The organism is Paenibacillus marinisediminis, assembly GCF_054343325.1.
Map to the genome: position 1 here is coordinate 342,567 of NZ_JBTGUH010000005.1, position 15,776 is coordinate 358,342.

Genomic DNA, 15,776 nt, shown 5'->3' on the forward strand with positions numbered 1-15,776 from the left:
CCGATGCCGCGCACATGGAACCGCAGTCGATAAACTCCGGTATTCATGTGCGCTGTATTCCGCTGAGCACAATATTTCGAAATGATTTGCGAAAATCAATATTATCGCAGTATTCACGCTTCAAGTGGTTTTCTCTCAGAATTAGACGTTGGAAGAGGGAAATAAAGCTATGGCTAATAAAGTGGTACAGCTCTTCGACCGTCAGATCGTTACGAATAGAGCCATCTGCCACCCCTTCGCGAATATAATGAAACAGCGGGTCCCGCTCGGGATTTAAAGCTTCGATAAACGATTGTTCCAGCTCTGGGTTCGGATAATTCTCCTGAAAATACCTGTCGAACTCAGCAGTGAATTTAATCTGTTCTTTGACTTTATCCAGATCAACCCGATAGAAGTATGCTTTTACTTTTTCAAAGCCCGTTTTGCCGGTCGTTTCCCCGATATCCAGTGTAAGATAGTCCTGTATTTGTTTCATCACCAGGATTTCAATTTCGAAAGCTAATTCATCCTTCGTGGGGAAATAACGATACAGTGTTCTCCTATTGATGTTTACGGCCGACGCAATATCTTTCATCTGTGCATTTGCAATCCCGAGTGCTATAAATTGTTTTTCTGCTTCGATCAGGATACGTTCCCTTGTCGTTTGCATATCTATTCCTTCGTCCCCTCGTCTAATCCCTAGATTAATCCAATATTAACCATCATTTTAGCATACTTTATATTAATCTAGCTGTTCAACAAGGAAGGATTAGATATCTGAATAATTTAACCTATTCCTTACAATAATAATGAAGGATATTCAAAACTATAAATAGAAAACATACCAAATGATTTAAGGAAGTCAAAAACTAGGAGGAGATCATGGGCAGATTAGTTCATTTCGAGATTCATGTGGATGACATGGAGCGTGCTAAGAAGTTTTATGGAGAGGTATTTGGATGGACATTTGAGGATTGGAGCGACTATGCTGGAATGCCTTATTTCGGAGCTGTAACTGGCGATGCAAAGGAGCTTGGAATTAACGGGGCTTTAATGCAGCGTCAAGGCGCTTCTCCAGAACCAGGCCAGGCTATGAATGGCTATGCATGTACAATGGGAGTGGCAGATTACGATTCTACTGAAGCAAAAATTCTTAGTCATGGAGGCAAACTCGCAATGCCGAAGTATGCACTCCCTGGAATGGCGTGGCAGGGATATTACATAGACACTGAAGGAAATATATTTGGTATTCACCAGCCAGATGAGAACGCAAAATAGCATGTTTTGTTGCAAATAGATAAACATCAACATTCAGGTACTTTTCTTTAATAAGAAGAGTGCCTTTTTCTATTAGAATTTGACGCATGGCTAAAGGGTTATTCGAAACTATGTTTGTAGATAAAGTAAAACCCACAACCTCATGGGGTTGTGGATTTGTACTATGCAGGATTATGCTGGGGCCTAGATCACATTATCTTTTGTATGCTTTCTGTAATTCCGCAATATCAAATTTCTTCATTTTAAGAAATGCTTTTGTTACGGAAGCTACTTGCTCCGGTGTACCTTTGCTCATCATCTCGTCCATATCTCTCGGCACGATTTGCCAGGACACTCCATACTTATCTTTCAGCCAGCCGCACTGCTCGGCTTCAGGAACCGCAGAGAGCTTTTCCCAGTAGTAGTCAATTTCATCTTGTGTGTCGCAATACACCATGAATGAAATTGCCTCGTTGAAACCAAATCTATGCTCGTGCGCGCTGTCCATTGCGGTAAACCACTGATTTTCAAGCATGAAATCAGCGAACATGATCGTCCCTTCTTTATCGGGTTCCATGCCTTTGGGGTAGCGAGCAGTAAGACCCTGCTTTGAGTTCTTAAATACGGATAAGTAAAAATGAATCGCCTCTTCCGTTTTACCGCAAACATCACCGACAAACAATATCGACGGTATTATCGTAGGGCGTTCTTCGCCTTCTGGGTTAGTAAGAATTAACTGCCACGTCAAACCATACTTGTCCTGAATCCAGCCATATCTCTCACTGAACGGATACTTGTCCAGCGGCATTAACGCTGTGCCGCCATCAGATAGTTTGTTCCAAACTTCATCAATTCTCCCTCTCGCATCTTTGTCTCGAGATGGATCAAAATTAACCATGAAAGACACAGACGGATTGATTTTAAAATAGGGTCCTGCGCTAATCGCCATGAATTTTTGACCCCATATTTCAAAAGAAACTAGATCGCTATCGCCTGATGGTGTGTTATGTAATGTGGTTACATTCGTAATTTTTGAGTCCGGGAACACGGAAGCGTAAAACTCGGCTGCTTCTTTTGCCTCTTTGTCGTACCATAAATGCGGAACGATTTTTTGATCTGTTAAACTAATTGACATGATTCAACAGCCCCTTTACGGAGGAATTTTGATATCCCTATATGTTATATACCATAATTGAGCCGTTCAAACACTGTTTGCGAATAAATAGATTACATCCTCTGCAAACCGCGTTAGGAAAATATTGAATACGCCCGTTCCCTTATCTCCGCTCCTACATACAATGTTTTAGCCCATCAATTAAGGAGTGACAAGACCATGTCATTTACCCCACCTCCAAGTCCCCCAGGATTCCCGGGATTTCCAGGATTCCCAGGGCAACCGGGACCACCAGGACCGTCAGGACAACCGGGACTTATGGGACCACCCAGCACACCTCCCCCGGGATTCACCCCTCAGCAGCCTGCGGTTTCGCCCTTTGCTGTCGACCCAGGAGCGATTGCTGGTTGTTTGTTTCGGATGACGTATGTTTGGCTCGTGAATAGAGATCAATTCTGGTTTTTCCCGGTTTTCGTAGGGCCCACCTCGGTTGCAGGGTTTCGGTGGAACGGAAGGTTTTGGTTGTATACCGGATTGGGCTTGCGATCCATCCAATCCTTTACATGTTTCTAAACAAACACGCGAAAAAGCTCCGTTTCACTAGAAATGGAGCTTTTTCGCGTCACCTTCTCTAACTCTCCACATAGGCTAAAGAATAGAACGATAAGGAGGGGTATTATGAGCTATTATCATTGTCCCATATGCGGCTATTGGCGATATGACCATACCATCATCGATGAATGGAATGCCGTAATCCCCCCACCTGCACCTGAATTAAAAGCAATCTATCCTGACCCCAAAAGTACTGCACTCCTAATCTTAGATATGGAGAATTCTATATGTAACAAACATCGCTGTATTTCGTCCATCCCTAGGATCAAGAGCTTATTGAATAAGGCACGTCAGGCAGGAATGTTAGTTGTCTATAGTCTTACGCATACAGGGAATGTATCCGATATTAATCATCAATTAAGTCCTTACCCTACAGATCCCATTGTAAAATCGAACGTAGATAAATTCTACAGAACAGACTTAGAAGATATTTTACGAAAGTACCATATTCAAACCGTTATAATAACTGGTTACTCGGCAAACGGAGCTGTCCTTCATACGGCTACAGCTGCTGCATTCCGTGGATATAATGTTGCGGTTCCTGTTGATGGAATGTCTGCTGCCAATCTATACCCCGAACAGTACACAGCATGGCACCTGCTTAATAGCCCTGGATCACGAGACAAGACCGTATTAACGAGAACTGATCTCATTACAATTTGAAGGCGAACTGCCTGATGGACTTATAACTCTTGAGTAAAGACGCTTTGAGTGCTATTGAATAACAGAGTCGAACGTGTAATTATCTAATTTTCTCCGCAGGACGGCGATCCATCAATCTCATTGTTGATACCCTCAGGACTTCCGAACATTCGGAAGTCCTCTTTTTTACGATAATTCTACACAACCCTCCTTTTACATCAATTATCACAATTCAGCAAATAATTTTCTATATTCCCGTATATTTAGAAAATTATTTTCTAAAAGCGTTTACAAGGTATTTTTTATTTGTTAGTCTAAAGGCAGCAGAGGAATTAACTTTACAAGTAAAGGAGCGAAGAGTACATGAATCAGTATGACGTAGTTGTAATGGGCGGCGGTATCGCCGGTGCTATGGCGGCCATCGCCGCGTCCAAGACCGGGGCGAAGACGCTTATTGTCGAGTCTCATGGTTTTCTTGGCGGCACACTGACCGCTAACGGTGTCGGCCCGATGATGACATTCCATGCCGGCGAGAAGCAGGTCATTCAGGGCTTCACCGGGGAACTGATCGAGCGGCTGAAGCGGTTGGGCAAATCCCCGGGGCATATTTTCGACACGGTTGGATTTACATATTCTGTTACCCCGTTTGACGCCGAAGCGATGAAGCATGAGCTGGAGCTAATGGTCACAGAAGCAGGCGGCGATATTTTGTACCATACGATGCTGGCAGGCGTTTATACGGAAAATGGCCGCATCACAGGCATACAGGTATGCAATAAATCCGGGCTCAGCGACATCCATGCTTCCGTCTTCATCGACGCAACGGGTGATGGTGACCTCTCGGCCCTTGCCGGAGTCGAATACACCAAAGGGCGCGAATCCGACGGAGCAACGCAGCCGATGACCCTGAAAATGAAAATGTACAACGTCGATATCCCAAGGGTCAAGGAATATATTCACAGTCATCCGGAAGACTTCCCGCTGTATAACGGGGATACCTCCATTATTGAGAAATCCCCACGTCTTTCGGTTGGCGGCTTTGACAGCCTGTTCAGACTAGCCAAGGAACGGGGCGAAATCTCCATTCCGCGTGAAAATATTTTGTTCTTTGAGACCAATAACCCGGGCGAGGTCATCCTCAATACAACGCGGATTATCGGTTATGACGCCACCGACGCGCACAGTCTCAGCCAGGCTGAAATGGAAGGCCGCAAGCAGTGCCGTGAGTTGGAGCTGTTTGTCCGCAAATACATACCGGGATTCGAGCATGCGGTTGTCGAGTCCACCGGACCAAACATCGGTGTTCGCGGCTCGCGCCAAATCAAAGGCATCTATACGCTGACGGCCGAGGATATTTTGCAGCAGCGCCTGTTCGACGATACGATCGCCCATTCTGGTTATCCGATCGACATCCATAGCCCGGACGGCGAGGGTACCAAGCATCAAAAGCTGGAATGGGGCGGCGTATATAGCATTCCTTATTCCTGCATGATTACCGCCTCCGTACATAACTTGATCGTCATCGGCCGCTGTATCTCAGCAACTTTTGAAGCGCAAGCGGCGATGAGAACCACTCCGACGACCGGAGCCATCGGTCATGGCGGCGGGATTGCCGCTGCACTCGCGGCGCTAGAGGGCAGGAACGTACAAGACATCGACATCAAGAAAGTGCAGACAATTCTCAAAGAGCAAAAGGCATACCTGGAGATTTAGTTCAACTTCTATCACCCATTTGGAGAGGGGACAATTAAATGACAACTACAATGTGGTTACAAGCAATCGGTATTCTGCTCGTATTTCTGGTGTTTGTAGGGCTGATGATGACGCGCAAGCTGCCTACCATTCTGGCTCTGCCTTGCATGGCGATTCTGTTCGCCCTTATCGCAGGGGTACCGCTGCTATCAAGTGATCCCGAGACGGCAACAATCGCCAAGACGATCCTGGCCGGAGGCTCGATGAAACTATCTGGCGCCATCGCCGGACTCATCTTCGGTGCCTGGTTCGGCCAAATTCTGAACAAAGTCGGCATCACCAAATCCATTATTCGCAAGGCGGCCGAGTTGGCCGGTGATAAACCTGTACTTATAGCTATTCTGTTTTTTATTACCGCATCCATTATTTTTTCCGCAGCAGGAGGACTGGGCATGGTCATCCTCGTCGGCACGATCGTCATTCCGATTATGCTGACGGCAGGCATTTCTCAATTCGTCGCTTCTATCGTTGTTCTGCTGGCCGTTGGCGTCGGCGCCCTGTTCAACGTATCCAATTGGGCTGTATATGTCGATGTGCTCGGTCTTTCCATTGAGGAGATCGCCGACTACACGTTAGTTGTCGCTTCCCCACTGATCGTCATTGCCCTGGCCATGATCGTGTTCTATATCCGGAAAGATGGTAAAGGCCGCAAAGCATGGGCGATGCCAGCAGCGACGCCTGGCGGCGGTGACAAAAAGGTGCCTGCAATTGCCCTGATTAGCCCGCTCGTACCGGTACTGCTCGTCTTTATTTTCAAAATCGATATCGTTCCGGCCGTTATTGCCGGCGCAATTGTCACGATCCTGCTCACCTGGCCGAAACGTCCGATCCATATCCTCTCCAGTGCGCTAGTAGAAGGAATTCAAGACGTCGCTGGTGCGATGGGACTCATGATCGGTATCGGCATCCTACTCAGCTCTGTTATGTCACCGCAGGTATCGGCGGTCATCTCGCCGCTGATCGAGTCCGTACTGCCAAGTACCCCACTGATGTTTATCCTGTTCTTCACGATTCTGTCGCCGCTGGCTATCTACCGCGGACCGCTGAACGTATGGGGACTTGGCAGCGGCATCGCGGCCCTGTTCGTATCCGCAGGTATGACTCCGGTAGCTGCAATGCTTGCCCTGCGCGCTGTCAGCAACGTGCAAGCCGTCTCCGACCCTACGAACTCGCATAACGTATGGGTAGCTGACTTCACGAAGTGCGACATTAACGAGATTCTGAAGAAGACACTGCCATGGACAATGGCATCCGTCTTGATCGCTGTCATCATTGGATCGTTTATGGTATTTTAAGCTTCATGATTTACTTTGTGATCAAAAGTGGACTTTTTAAATTACCTTTATAGATAAAACCGGGCACAAGGACCCTGCAAAGAACCTACACAGGCTCGAGCAGAAGGTCCTTGACCCGCCAGCTGGAGGAGAACATTATGGGGAGAACGAAAGTAAGGGTCGGCATTGACGTCGGCGGTACGTTTACCGATGCGGCACTGATCGACAACGAAACATTCGAAGTCATTGAGAGAATGAAAATCCCAACTACCCACCATGACCCGGACGGCGTGGCCAAAGGGATTGTACAAATACTAAAGAAAATTCTGGACAGCAGAGGTATCCAGCCCGAAGACGTTAGCTTCATCGCCCACGGAACAACGCAGGCTACCAACGCCCTGCTCGAAGGAGACGTGGCGCGGATCGGCATCATCGGTATGGGCTCCGGCATCGACGGGCTCAGCGCCCGCTCCGAATCCAATCCGGGCGATATCGAGCTAGCACCGGGCAAATTCCTGCACACTTTTCATACGTATCTAGATTCCAAGAGCATGACGGATGAGCAGATCAACAGTGCCATCGACGAGTTGGCGGCCCAGGGCGCCGAGGTGATCGTCGCCTCCGAAGCGTACAGCGTGGATGATCCAACCAATGAGCTACGCGTCGTTGATCTTGCCAACCGCAAGGGCATGTACGCCACGGGCGGACACGAGATCAGCCAACTCTACGGATTGAAGACACGGACACGAACAGCCGTCATTAACGCCTCCCTCATTCCGAAAATGATGGAGACCGCCAATATGACCGAGAAGTCCGTCAAGGATGCCAACATCCAGTCCCAACTCATGATTATGCGTTGCGATGGTGGTGTCATGAGCATTGACGAGGTACGCAAGCGCCCGATTCTGACGATGCTATCCGGTCTTGCCGCGGGCGTTGCCGGGGCGTTGATGTACGAGAAGATTTCCGACGGTATCTTCTTCGAGGTCGGCGGAACCAGTGTCGACATCTCCGTGATCAAGAACGGCAAGGTAATGATCAAGAATGCCGAGGTCGGCGGCCACCGCACCTACCTGCAATCCTTGGATGTGCGCACGCTCGGCATCGCCGGCGGCAGCATGATCAAGGTAGCAGGTGGAAGAATTACCGATGTCGGACCGCGCAGCGCGCATATCGCCGGTAAAGAGTACGAAGCCTTCACCTCGACAGAGAACATTGTCGACCCGAAGGTGAAATTCATCAGCCCCCGCGAGGGCGACCCTGTCGAATACGTCATCTGTGAATGCGCCGGGGGCAAAGAATTCTCGTATACATTAGCCGGAGCGGCCAACATTCTAAATTATATTCCCGAGGACGATTATGCCAGAGGAAACAAGGAAGCAGCGCTGAAATCTTGGAAGGCGCTGGCCGATCATGTTGGACTAAGCGTAGAAGAAGCCGCCAGACAGGTTATGAATATCGCCATCGATAAGACGATGAAGACCGTCAACGAGATGATCGAGGACTATGAACTCGACCGCAGCTTCGTCACACTGGTTGGCGGTGGTGGCAGCGGTGCGGTGCTCGTTCCGGCAATGGCGGAGCGCGAAGGCCTCAAGTCGCAAATCGCCAACAATGCGCCTTATGTATCCACGATCGGCGTAGCACTGGCCATGGTCAAAGAACAGCTAGAGCGGACGGTCGTCAATCCGACAGAAGAGGATATCAAGCGCATCCGCGCCGACATCATCGAGCGTATCGTACAGTCTGGCGCTTCCGAGGAAACGGTCGAAGTCAGCATCGAGATCGACAGCCAGAAGAATATTCTCCGCGCCATGGCGACTGGCTCCACCGAGCTGCGCTCCAAGGACCTGGCACAGGAAGCAATGTCGGTGGAAGAAATGAGGGCCGTTGCTGCCAGCTCCATCGACCAGCCGCTAGAATCGACGACACTCGCCGCACAGACCGGACGCTGGAGCCTATTCGTCAGCGAGAATGTGAAGAAATCTTTTTTTGGCCTGTTAAAAAAGAAATCCAGCTCTGTCAGCGTTCTCGACCGCGAAGGCGTCGTCCGCTTCAAGAAGACCAATGTGCACTTTACGAAGCTGAGCAAATCCGCGCCGGAAGCGCTAAGCTCATTCCTGGACGATAACACCATTTATTCCGATGCCAATGCCACGATTCCGAAGGTGTTCGCCTTTTATAAGGAGAAGATGCTGGACTTAACCGGCATGCAGACCAAAGAGCAGCTGTTGTCCATTCTTGAAATTGAAACCGAGATGCTCGCAGCAGAAGATGAAATGCTGGTTGTGGCTTATCAGTAATAGGATACCTAGTTTCGTTAGAGATTGATTTTACTGAATTAGCAAGGGGGTGCTCGAATGTCGGTTCAAACCCTTTTACCGAACTCGCTGTCCGATCTGTCCGATGAAGTCTTAGGTTGTATGGAGCTTCGCCAAGACCCGTTGTTTCATAAAATACCGCCAGAGAAGATTCCGTATTACGTTCATGAATCGCTTCAGGCCGGACGCTTGGCGGCTGCGACATACAGAGGTCTCGGCATTCGCGGCATGTGCAGGGACGCTGGACTTCGTTATGAGATCACGGAGGCTTCTGGCAAATTTCATAACGTCTCCTTCCGCGCACAGATCGATTTCTCCAAGACACCGCCGGAAATTATTTTGTACGCCTCCTCGCTCAAGGGAATGCGGACGGTATGCCAAGAAATCCTAGGCGAAAGATCCAGCGACAGTGCATCGGATCTCGACCTTCTAGTCGATATTCATCTGGCTCATGAGTTCTATCACTGGCTGGAGTACCGGGAGCAGATTTTCACGAATGAAAAGCTTGAGCGGATCGAGGTTTTTAAGCTAGGGCCATATACGAGAAAATCAAGCGTAGTGCAGTGCTGTGAGATCGCTGCGCATGCCTTCTGCAAAGAGCTGCTGGGACTTCCCCGCCTCCCAAACTTGCTGGACTATGCCTATTTGATCGGGGAGCAACAGCTTGCGACTGAAGATTTTATGGAGCAGATCGAAACTTGTAAATTATGGATATGACGCACTCTCAATACCTCGCTCATTATGATATAATGGGAAAAGCTATTGCCAGACACGCCGGAGTAGTCATTTCCAGCGTTAGATCAGGAGGAGGTATCATGTCTTCACAGGTTCCGGCCGTCATCGCCAAAATCGTATCCCAATCGCAGAAATTGACATATGGTGAAAATCAGATTGCCAATTTCGTTATACACAATCCGGATTTTATTACGCGCAACACGATTACGGCCATTGCCAATGAAATCGGCGTATCGGAGACAAGTATCAACCGCTTCTGTAAAAAGGTCGGATTCAAGGGCTTCAACGATTTCAAAATCGCCTTCGCCCAAGATGCCTTCTATCGGGATATGCAAGCTAAGAAGAAAGAAAGACGGGAAATCAATCCGATTGATGCGCTTGCGCTCGATTATAACGAACTGATTGTCAATACATCAGCGCTTGTCACCGAGGAACAGCTCCGCCAAGTGGTGGACATTCTGAAGAAAGCCCGGCGCATCTATATTATCGGCATGTTCGATTCTTATCTGGCCGCTATCGCCTTGAAGAACCGCTTGTCCATTATCGGCATCATGGCCGAAGCGATCAATGACAGCCGCGCCATGAAAATCGCCGCCGCGCAGTGCGGCAAAGAGGACGCTGTTGTGGCATTCTCCCGCTCCGGCTCGACGAAGGAAATCGTGGAGACGGTAGCGATCGCGCAGGTTCACCAGGTCAAGACGATTGCGATCACCTGTTACGATTCGTCACCCATTACGGAGAATGCGGACGTGAACATCATCGTGCCGGATAAGATATCGGTCAATAACAGCGCGCTGATGTCCAACCACATCACATTCCTGTTCGTCGTCGATTTGATCATGAGCATCTTCATTTCATCGGACAAGGCTTACCTGAAGAAGAAGCTTGACAGTGAGGCCGTTCTGGCCAGCGATCAGGCGATGACCAACTATTATTTATGAAAACAACTAAGTTTCTAAAGCGTTCTTTCCATCACGGAAGGGGCGCTTTTTTCATGGCCATACTTCCAGTCAAAATTATGGCTTCTTACCGCTCACTTCCACTCATCCGGCAGCAATGCCGCATAATGCGGCTGCAGATAACGGTCATCGATCTGCAGTAATACCCCCTGATCCTTGGGGATTATATTGAATACCTCTGCGAGATAAATAGTACATCTGTATCTCTCTTTATGCCATTAATACATTAGAACATAAAAAATGCCCCAAACATAATGTTTGGGGCATCAGGCTCTAAGATTAGAGTTTTACAACATTCTCGGCTTGTGGGCCGCGATTGCCTTGTACGATTTCAAATTCAACGCGTTCGCCTTCATCCAAGGACTTATAGCCATCTCCAACGATTGCACTGAAGTGTACGAATACATCGTTGCCGCCCTCGATCTCGATAAAGCCAAATCCTTTTTCTGCGTTAAACCATTTTACTGTTCCTGTTTCCATAATACAATTACCACCTAATTTAAAATTACATGTCAATCTTATCCCAAAAAAAATCTCTTGCAAAATCCCTTAAAAAATAAAAATTCACATATGGTACAAGGTTATTGTTGTCTCAAGAATAACCCTCTACGCTATGCGAATTCGTTAGGTAACTCTTTCTTTCGATAAATTGATTATAACACATGTAAGTTCATTAAGATACTTAATTATCTACACGTGAATAAATTGGCAATACCAACTCGTCCCGATCCGCAGTATCCAATCACGGAAATGTGTTAAGAGATGCGAAATAATACATAGCAAAAAGCCGACCTCATGCGGTCGGCTTAATGATGGTGGAGGCGAGGGGAGTCGAACCCCTGTCCGAAGATAACGCAACACAGGCTTCTACGGGTGTAGTCACAGTTTTGATGTCACCCGAGTAGCGCCCCGTAACCGGCTCTACTTTGGGTCAGCCTGATTGTCTTCTTCAGCACACCCCAGGCGGAGATGTGACAGCGTATCCCACTAAAGTTGGGCCCCTAGCTCGGCACATGGGCGATGCAGAGTAGAAGCTCGCTAACAGTTTATTAAGCTGCTAATGCGAAGTTGTTTTGTTGTTTGCCGTTTAAATAGGCTTTCGCGTTGTTGAAGTGGACGCAGCCCCACTACCCGCTACCCGAGCCCGAACTATCCCCGTCGAATCCAAAAACGCCCCCATAGTGTAAGCGACAAGCTTACCCGTACAGGGTAGCAGTCTTTAGATTAAGGAAGTTGAAGCATCGGTAGACTATATACCATATCTTCATACCTTATTCTATTGTCAAGGTCAGCAGCGATATCAGGCCATTCTTCAACGCCCGCCTCGCTCTGATGTACTTAGTATAACATATCTCCCATCCAATATGCCTTATGTGACTTCTGCTAAGTGCGGAATTAGATGGATACAAGCCATAAACTCGCTCAGCTCATATATTGCAATTATAAAGAGGTCTTCCTCTAAAGTAAAGCACTATCCGTCCGAACACCTCATCAGGACAGCGCCCACAGATACAATGATGCCACCGAACCGTATGGCGAATATCGTTCCCGGTATTTCTCGAATTCACTCTTCTTCAGCTCCGTGAGCCCATACAGATTCATCATGCCGCGCCGAATCGCGAGGTCGCCCCAGCTCACCACATTTGGTCTGCCCAGCGAGAAGATCAGCAGCATCTCTGCCGTCCACACGCCGATCCCATTCAGAGAGGACAATTGCTTGATGATCTCCGCATCGGACATGGAGTCGAATCCGTTGAAGTCGATCATTCCGCTGGCCGCCGCTTCTCCGATACCTTTAATGTAGCCAGCTTTACGAACAGACATACCGCAAGTTTGAATAGCCTCAAGGTCAGTACTGACAATACGTTCCGGCGTCACTTCACCGAGCGTATCACAGAGCCGCTTCCACACCGTCAGAGCGGCTTTCGTCGATATCTGCTGGCTAACCACACTATTTACAAGTGTCGAAAATGGTTCCGGTGTCACCTTACGCTCCAGCATACCCAATCGGTCAATGGCGGCGCCTAGCACTTCATCCTGTTGTCGCAGATAATCCATTTCAAGCTGACCGTATCGAAATACCTCCATCAAACCTTCCCCTTCTCTAACGCAATTAACTTCTCCTTCATCGGAATACCGCCGCGATAGCCCGTCATGCTCCCGTTAGCCCCAACTACTCGATGGCATGGGATGAAGATCGGAATCGGATTGCGATTATTCGCGAGGCCGACAGCCCGCGAAGCCTTAGAGTTGCCTGCATGAGCTGCGATCTCCCCATAGCTCGCAGTCTTCCCATAAGGAATCTCGCACAGACATTCCCACACCTTCCGCATAAATGCCGTCCCCTCTGGCGCCAACTTCAGCGTAAACTCATTCAACTCACCCGCAAGGTACAGATGCAATTGCTTAGCGGCTTCTCTAAGTGCCTCCGTCTCCGCAACCTCCACATTTTCCGGTACAGTATCTGTTTCAAAATATACATTTTTAATATAACCGTCTTGCTCCGATATACCAATCTTCCCTATGCTTGTCTCATAATAATACATCGGCATGTGCTAACACCTTCCTTGCTTTCGATACTCCGACGGAGTTGTGCCCGTCTGTTCTTTGAAGCATTTGTAGTAGCTGGATAAGCTCATAAAACCACAGGACAACGCCGCTTGCACGATGCTCGTCTCTGTCTCGGTCAGCAATCTGGCTGATTGCTCAATTTTCAGTCTCGTCCAATACTGCTTGGGGGAAGCATGAACATATTTTTGAAATAAGCTGTTAAAGCTGCTCTGGCTAATCCCCAGTTGTTTCATTATATCTCGGATCGTTAGCAGGGTGCCGACATTTGATGCCATTAACTGTTTAGCACGTTCAACGAGCTCGCGCTCCGGCTCATAGACCAGCAGGTCGGGTCTGCATTTCTTACAGGGACGGAAGCTTGCGGCAACCGCCTCATCTCGATGATTGAAGAACTGCACATTTTCTCGCAGCGGTGTCTTGGCACCGCAGGAAGGCCTGCAGTAGATACCCGTCGTCCTCACCGCATAATAAAATGCGCCATCATAAGCCTTATCGCATGTCACCACGGCGTTCCATTTTTCATCTACCGATAGGAATGTCACCGAACTCCCTCCCCTCGCTTTAATAGGTCTACTTCATCTATTGTAACCTCGTTTTCTCCAACAATCTTCCTCAATCTTACGAAGTAATTCTTAGGCCAGGTGTACATGTTAGTTCCAACCAACCAGGTCTATTGGAGTAAACCTGATAATATCATCTGAGAATAATAATTCAAAATAACCAATTATTATGACATAAGCAGGAGGAAATTAGCATTTTATATCGAATTACAGTGAAAACGAGTAGTATTTGGAAGGAGAGAATCATTTGAGCTTTATAAACAAACTCAAGTCCGGTGTCACAGAAGCCGGAAATAAAGCAAAGTTAGTTGTTGAGATTAATCGCTTAAAGATGCAGAACAACAATAAGAAGAGTGAAATCGATGAACAGTTCCAGCAGATAGGCAAGTACGTGTATGAATCCAGACAGGATCATGAATGGCCTAACTTATCGACTGACGTTCTTCAGCCTCATATGGATCGAATTGCACAGCTTCAGTCCGAGATTGAAGCCAATCTGGAACAGATCGCAACTTTATCTGATGAGAAGCCATGCAAAGCATGCGGTAAGACCGTCGCACTTGATGCCAAGTTCTGTCCGGACTGCGGCAGCACATTCGAAGCAGCCTCCGACGTATCCGTTCCATTAGATGCAGAGGACGCAGATCCGCAAGACAAGCAGTGAACTTGATAAGTACACCATCATATCCGAGGAGCGATACAGCGAATGCAGCAATTTTCGATTGTTCTCAAGGAACTGAATAAATGGTTCCAATCATTTTCATGGTTTCAGCTCTTAAGCAAATATAATCTGTATATCTTATTTGGCTCGCTTGGCATCCTTTTTTTAAGGGACCTACTCTATCAGATCCTCCCACTCGGGAGCTTTAGAGCTCTGAATACAATCTTTAACACCATCCCACTCTACGCAATTGCTTCTCTAGCGTTTCTATTAGGAGTATGGATCACAATAGCATCAAATCAAGTCAAGTACGTACCTTATGCGTTATGGGGAAAGGCCTTTCTAATCTTGTTCCCTTTTACAGCTATAACATCATTCTCATTAATCAATTGTGCAGTCTATGCCTTTCTAGGTTACGCACTATTCAGATACACCGCTTCCGAATATGCAGCGCATTGATAAGTCCTCTAAGCATCGTCGCAAACGATGCTTTTTGTATATCAAGATGTAAAAAGGATGGCATCACGCCACCCCAATCTGAAATCTAAGAAAACACAAGCTTCAACTAGTTCACTTCCAGAGAAAGATCATTGGTGAAAATTTGCCGCAAATGATGCTCCATATGTTCAACATAGTCCTGGATCAACCACTTCAGTGTGACTACATTTCCATCAGGCCACTGACAAGCACGAGACAAACTTGCCTCCGACAAATTGGAGATTACACGAACAATAGACTGATTTAGACTCACCCAAAGCCCCAGCACATCTTCCAGAGGTGCATCCATGTAGTGTTGGGCTTCGACCCAGATATCTTGGTTGTACAGAGTCATGAGCATCGGTTCCGCGTGATATTGAACTTGAATGAATCGGGTCAGATTGTTGATGGCTGAATCACACAGGTGACCTAGAATTTGAAGTCGTGACCATTTCCCTTCCGCACGCGGTTGCACCATGTCATCGTGATGCAATAGTAGAACTCGTTGAGGAACAGTTTGCAGCAATCCCTCCAAGCTAGCGATCGTGCCCTTCAGCATAAGTACCAACTCCTTTATGGCTACTTCATCTATGTTTATGAATTCCAGATGGATGGAGCATATGCCGATTGTGTTGCTTCAATTGTTGATGCGGATAACAGATACTCAACACCCAACGCGCCCATTGAAATGTTGTATGAAATACAACAATCCCCACCAGAATCACTGACCAAGCAGGATTATGTTGTACGTAACTCTTAGGCCCCCTAATTAAACTGGAGTCTTCCTATACAGTGTTTTAAACTGTAGATAAGGGAGATGATTCGGTATGGGAAAGAGACTGAAAGAGGAAGAGCGAATTCA

The 15,776-nt window shown here is 47.6% G+C and carries 16 protein-coding genes and 1 other RNA gene; 9 read left to right on the forward strand and 8 right to left on the reverse strand.

The annotated features are described in order from the left end of the window. Positions 1 to 43: 43 nt before the first annotated feature. Entirely contained in the window at positions 44 to 649 is a 606-nt protein-coding gene (locus ACXX53_RS14260; RefSeq protein ID WP_458569315.1) for a TetR/AcrR family transcriptional regulator, read from the reverse strand. A gap of 212 nt (positions 650 to 861) precedes the next feature. Between ACXX53_RS14260 and ACXX53_RS14265 the strand changes: the two genes are divergently transcribed. Continuing rightward, complete coding sequence (locus ACXX53_RS14265) at positions 862 to 1,257, forward strand: VOC family protein (protein WP_458569316.1); 396 nt, start codon at positions 862 to 864, stop codon at positions 1,255 to 1,257. Positions 1,258 to 1,450: 193 nt separating this feature from the next. Here the strand turns inward: ACXX53_RS14265 and ACXX53_RS14270 are convergent, their stop codons facing one another. Next, positions 1,451 to 2,371, reverse strand: coding sequence for a VOC family protein (locus ACXX53_RS14270; protein ID WP_458569317.1), 921 nt, complete (start codon positions 2,369 to 2,371; stop codon positions 1,451 to 1,453). Positions 2,372 to 2,569: 198 nt separating this feature from the next. Between ACXX53_RS14270 and ACXX53_RS14275 the strand changes: the two genes are divergently transcribed. The 7 genes from ACXX53_RS14275 (at position 2,570) to ACXX53_RS14305 (ending at position 10,627) form a co-directional block, all read left to right on the forward strand. After that, complete coding sequence (locus ACXX53_RS14275; protein ID WP_458569318.1) at positions 2,570 to 2,923, forward strand: collagen-like protein; 354 nt, start codon at positions 2,570 to 2,572, stop codon at positions 2,921 to 2,923. Positions 2,924 to 3,028: 105 nt separating this feature from the next. Beyond that, a complete protein-coding gene (locus ACXX53_RS14280) occupies positions 3,029 to 3,625 on the forward strand; it encodes a cysteine hydrolase (protein ID WP_458569319.1) in 597 nt (198 codons plus the stop codon). A gap of 342 nt (positions 3,626 to 3,967) precedes the next feature. Continuing rightward, a complete protein-coding gene (locus tag ACXX53_RS14285; RefSeq protein WP_458569320.1) occupies positions 3,968 to 5,317 on the forward strand; it encodes an FAD-dependent oxidoreductase in 1,350 nt (449 codons plus the stop codon). A gap of 38 nt (positions 5,318 to 5,355) precedes the next feature. After that, positions 5,356 to 6,651, forward strand: a complete 1,296-nt coding sequence (locus ACXX53_RS14290; RefSeq protein WP_458569321.1) for a citrate transporter — start codon at positions 5,356 to 5,358, stop codon at positions 6,649 to 6,651. Between the two features lie 137 nt (positions 6,652 to 6,788). Further along, positions 6,789 to 8,933 (forward strand): hydantoinase/oxoprolinase family protein, encoded by a 2,145-nt coding sequence (locus ACXX53_RS14295; RefSeq protein ID WP_458569322.1) that lies wholly within the window; start codon positions 6,789 to 6,791, stop codon positions 8,931 to 8,933. A gap of 57 nt (positions 8,934 to 8,990) precedes the next feature. After that, entirely contained in the window at positions 8,991 to 9,668 is a 678-nt protein-coding gene (locus ACXX53_RS14300) for a hypothetical protein (protein WP_458569323.1), read from the forward strand. Positions 9,669 to 9,766: 98 nt separating this feature from the next. Further along, on the forward strand, positions 9,767 to 10,627 hold the full coding sequence (locus ACXX53_RS14305; RefSeq protein WP_458569324.1) for a MurR/RpiR family transcriptional regulator: 861 nt from the start codon (positions 9,767 to 9,769) through the stop codon (positions 10,625 to 10,627). A gap of 297 nt (positions 10,628 to 10,924) precedes the next feature. Here the strand turns inward: ACXX53_RS14305 and ACXX53_RS14310 are convergent, their stop codons facing one another. The 5 genes from ACXX53_RS14310 to ACXX53_RS14330 form a co-directional block, all read right to left on the reverse strand. Further along, complete coding sequence (locus ACXX53_RS14310) at positions 10,925 to 11,125, reverse strand: cold-shock protein (RefSeq protein WP_458569325.1); 201 nt, start codon at positions 11,123 to 11,125, stop codon at positions 10,925 to 10,927. A gap of 333 nt (positions 11,126 to 11,458) precedes the next feature. Further along, positions 11,459 to 11,823: a transfer-messenger RNA gene (ssrA, locus tag ACXX53_RS14315) on the reverse strand. A gap of 313 nt (positions 11,824 to 12,136) precedes the next feature. Then, the gene (locus ACXX53_RS14320) at positions 12,137 to 12,733 is read right to left on the reverse strand and encodes a DNA-3-methyladenine glycosylase family protein (protein ID WP_458569326.1); all 597 of its coding nucleotides are present in this window, start codon (positions 12,731 to 12,733) and stop codon (positions 12,137 to 12,139) included. Continuing rightward, positions 12,733 to 13,197, reverse strand: coding sequence for a methylated-DNA--[protein]-cysteine S-methyltransferase (locus ACXX53_RS14325; RefSeq protein WP_458569327.1), 465 nt, complete (start codon positions 13,195 to 13,197; stop codon positions 12,733 to 12,735). The genes ACXX53_RS14320 and ACXX53_RS14325 overlap by 1 nt, the downstream gene beginning before the upstream one ends. A 3-nt stretch (positions 13,198 to 13,200) precedes the next feature. Continuing rightward, complete coding sequence (locus ACXX53_RS14330) at positions 13,201 to 13,758, reverse strand: bifunctional transcriptional activator/DNA repair enzyme AdaA (protein WP_458569328.1); 558 nt, start codon at positions 13,756 to 13,758, stop codon at positions 13,201 to 13,203. Positions 13,759 to 14,023: 265 nt separating this feature from the next. Here ACXX53_RS14330 and ACXX53_RS14335 point away from each other — a divergent pair, with 265 nt between their 5' ends. Continuing rightward, positions 14,024 to 14,440, forward strand: coding sequence for a zinc ribbon domain-containing protein (locus ACXX53_RS14335; protein ID WP_458569329.1), 417 nt, complete (start codon positions 14,024 to 14,026; stop codon positions 14,438 to 14,440). 562 nt (positions 14,441 to 15,002) lie between these two features. Here ACXX53_RS14335 and ACXX53_RS14340 read toward each other — a convergent pair. After that, entirely contained in the window at positions 15,003 to 15,473 is a 471-nt protein-coding gene (locus tag ACXX53_RS14340) for a DinB family protein (RefSeq protein ID WP_458569330.1), read from the reverse strand. Between the last annotated feature and the right edge of the window lie 303 nt (positions 15,474 to 15,776).

Excerpts from the sequence above, each read along its gene's own strand:
- ACXX53_RS14260 (WP_458569315.1), bottom strand. The coding sequence starts at position 649 with ATGCAAACGACAAGGGAACGTATCCTGATCGAAGCAGAAAAACAATTT.
- ACXX53_RS14265 (WP_458569316.1), top strand. The coding sequence starts at position 862 with ATGGGCAGATTAGTTCATTTCGAGATTCATGTGGATGACATGGAGCGT.
- ACXX53_RS14270 (WP_458569317.1), bottom strand. The coding sequence starts at position 2,371 with ATGTCAATTAGTTTAACAGATCAAAAAATCGTTCCGCATTTATGGTAC.
- ACXX53_RS14275 (WP_458569318.1), top strand. The coding sequence starts at position 2,570 with ATGTCATTTACCCCACCTCCAAGTCCCCCAGGATTCCCGGGATTTCCA.
- ACXX53_RS14280 (WP_458569319.1), top strand. The coding sequence starts at position 3,029 with ATGAGCTATTATCATTGTCCCATATGCGGCTATTGGCGATATGACCAT.
- ACXX53_RS14285 (WP_458569320.1), top strand. The coding sequence starts at position 3,968 with ATGAATCAGTATGACGTAGTTGTAATGGGCGGCGGTATCGCCGGTGCT.
- ACXX53_RS14290 (WP_458569321.1), top strand. The coding sequence starts at position 5,356 with ATGACAACTACAATGTGGTTACAAGCAATCGGTATTCTGCTCGTATTT.
- ACXX53_RS14295 (WP_458569322.1), top strand. The coding sequence starts at position 6,789 with ATGGGGAGAACGAAAGTAAGGGTCGGCATTGACGTCGGCGGTACGTTT.
- ACXX53_RS14300 (WP_458569323.1), top strand. The coding sequence starts at position 8,991 with ATGTCGGTTCAAACCCTTTTACCGAACTCGCTGTCCGATCTGTCCGAT.
- ACXX53_RS14305 (WP_458569324.1), top strand. The coding sequence starts at position 9,767 with ATGTCTTCACAGGTTCCGGCCGTCATCGCCAAAATCGTATCCCAATCG.
- ACXX53_RS14310 (WP_458569325.1), bottom strand. The coding sequence starts at position 11,125 with ATGGAAACAGGAACAGTAAAATGGTTTAACGCAGAAAAAGGATTTGGC.
- ACXX53_RS14320 (WP_458569326.1), bottom strand. The coding sequence starts at position 12,733 with ATGGAGGTATTTCGATACGGTCAGCTTGAAATGGATTATCTGCGACAA.
- ACXX53_RS14325 (WP_458569327.1), bottom strand. The coding sequence starts at position 13,197 with ATGCCGATGTATTATTATGAGACAAGCATAGGGAAGATTGGTATATCG.
- ACXX53_RS14340 (WP_458569330.1), bottom strand. The coding sequence starts at position 15,473 with ATGCTGAAGGGCACGATCGCTAGCTTGGAGGGATTGCTGCAAACTGTT.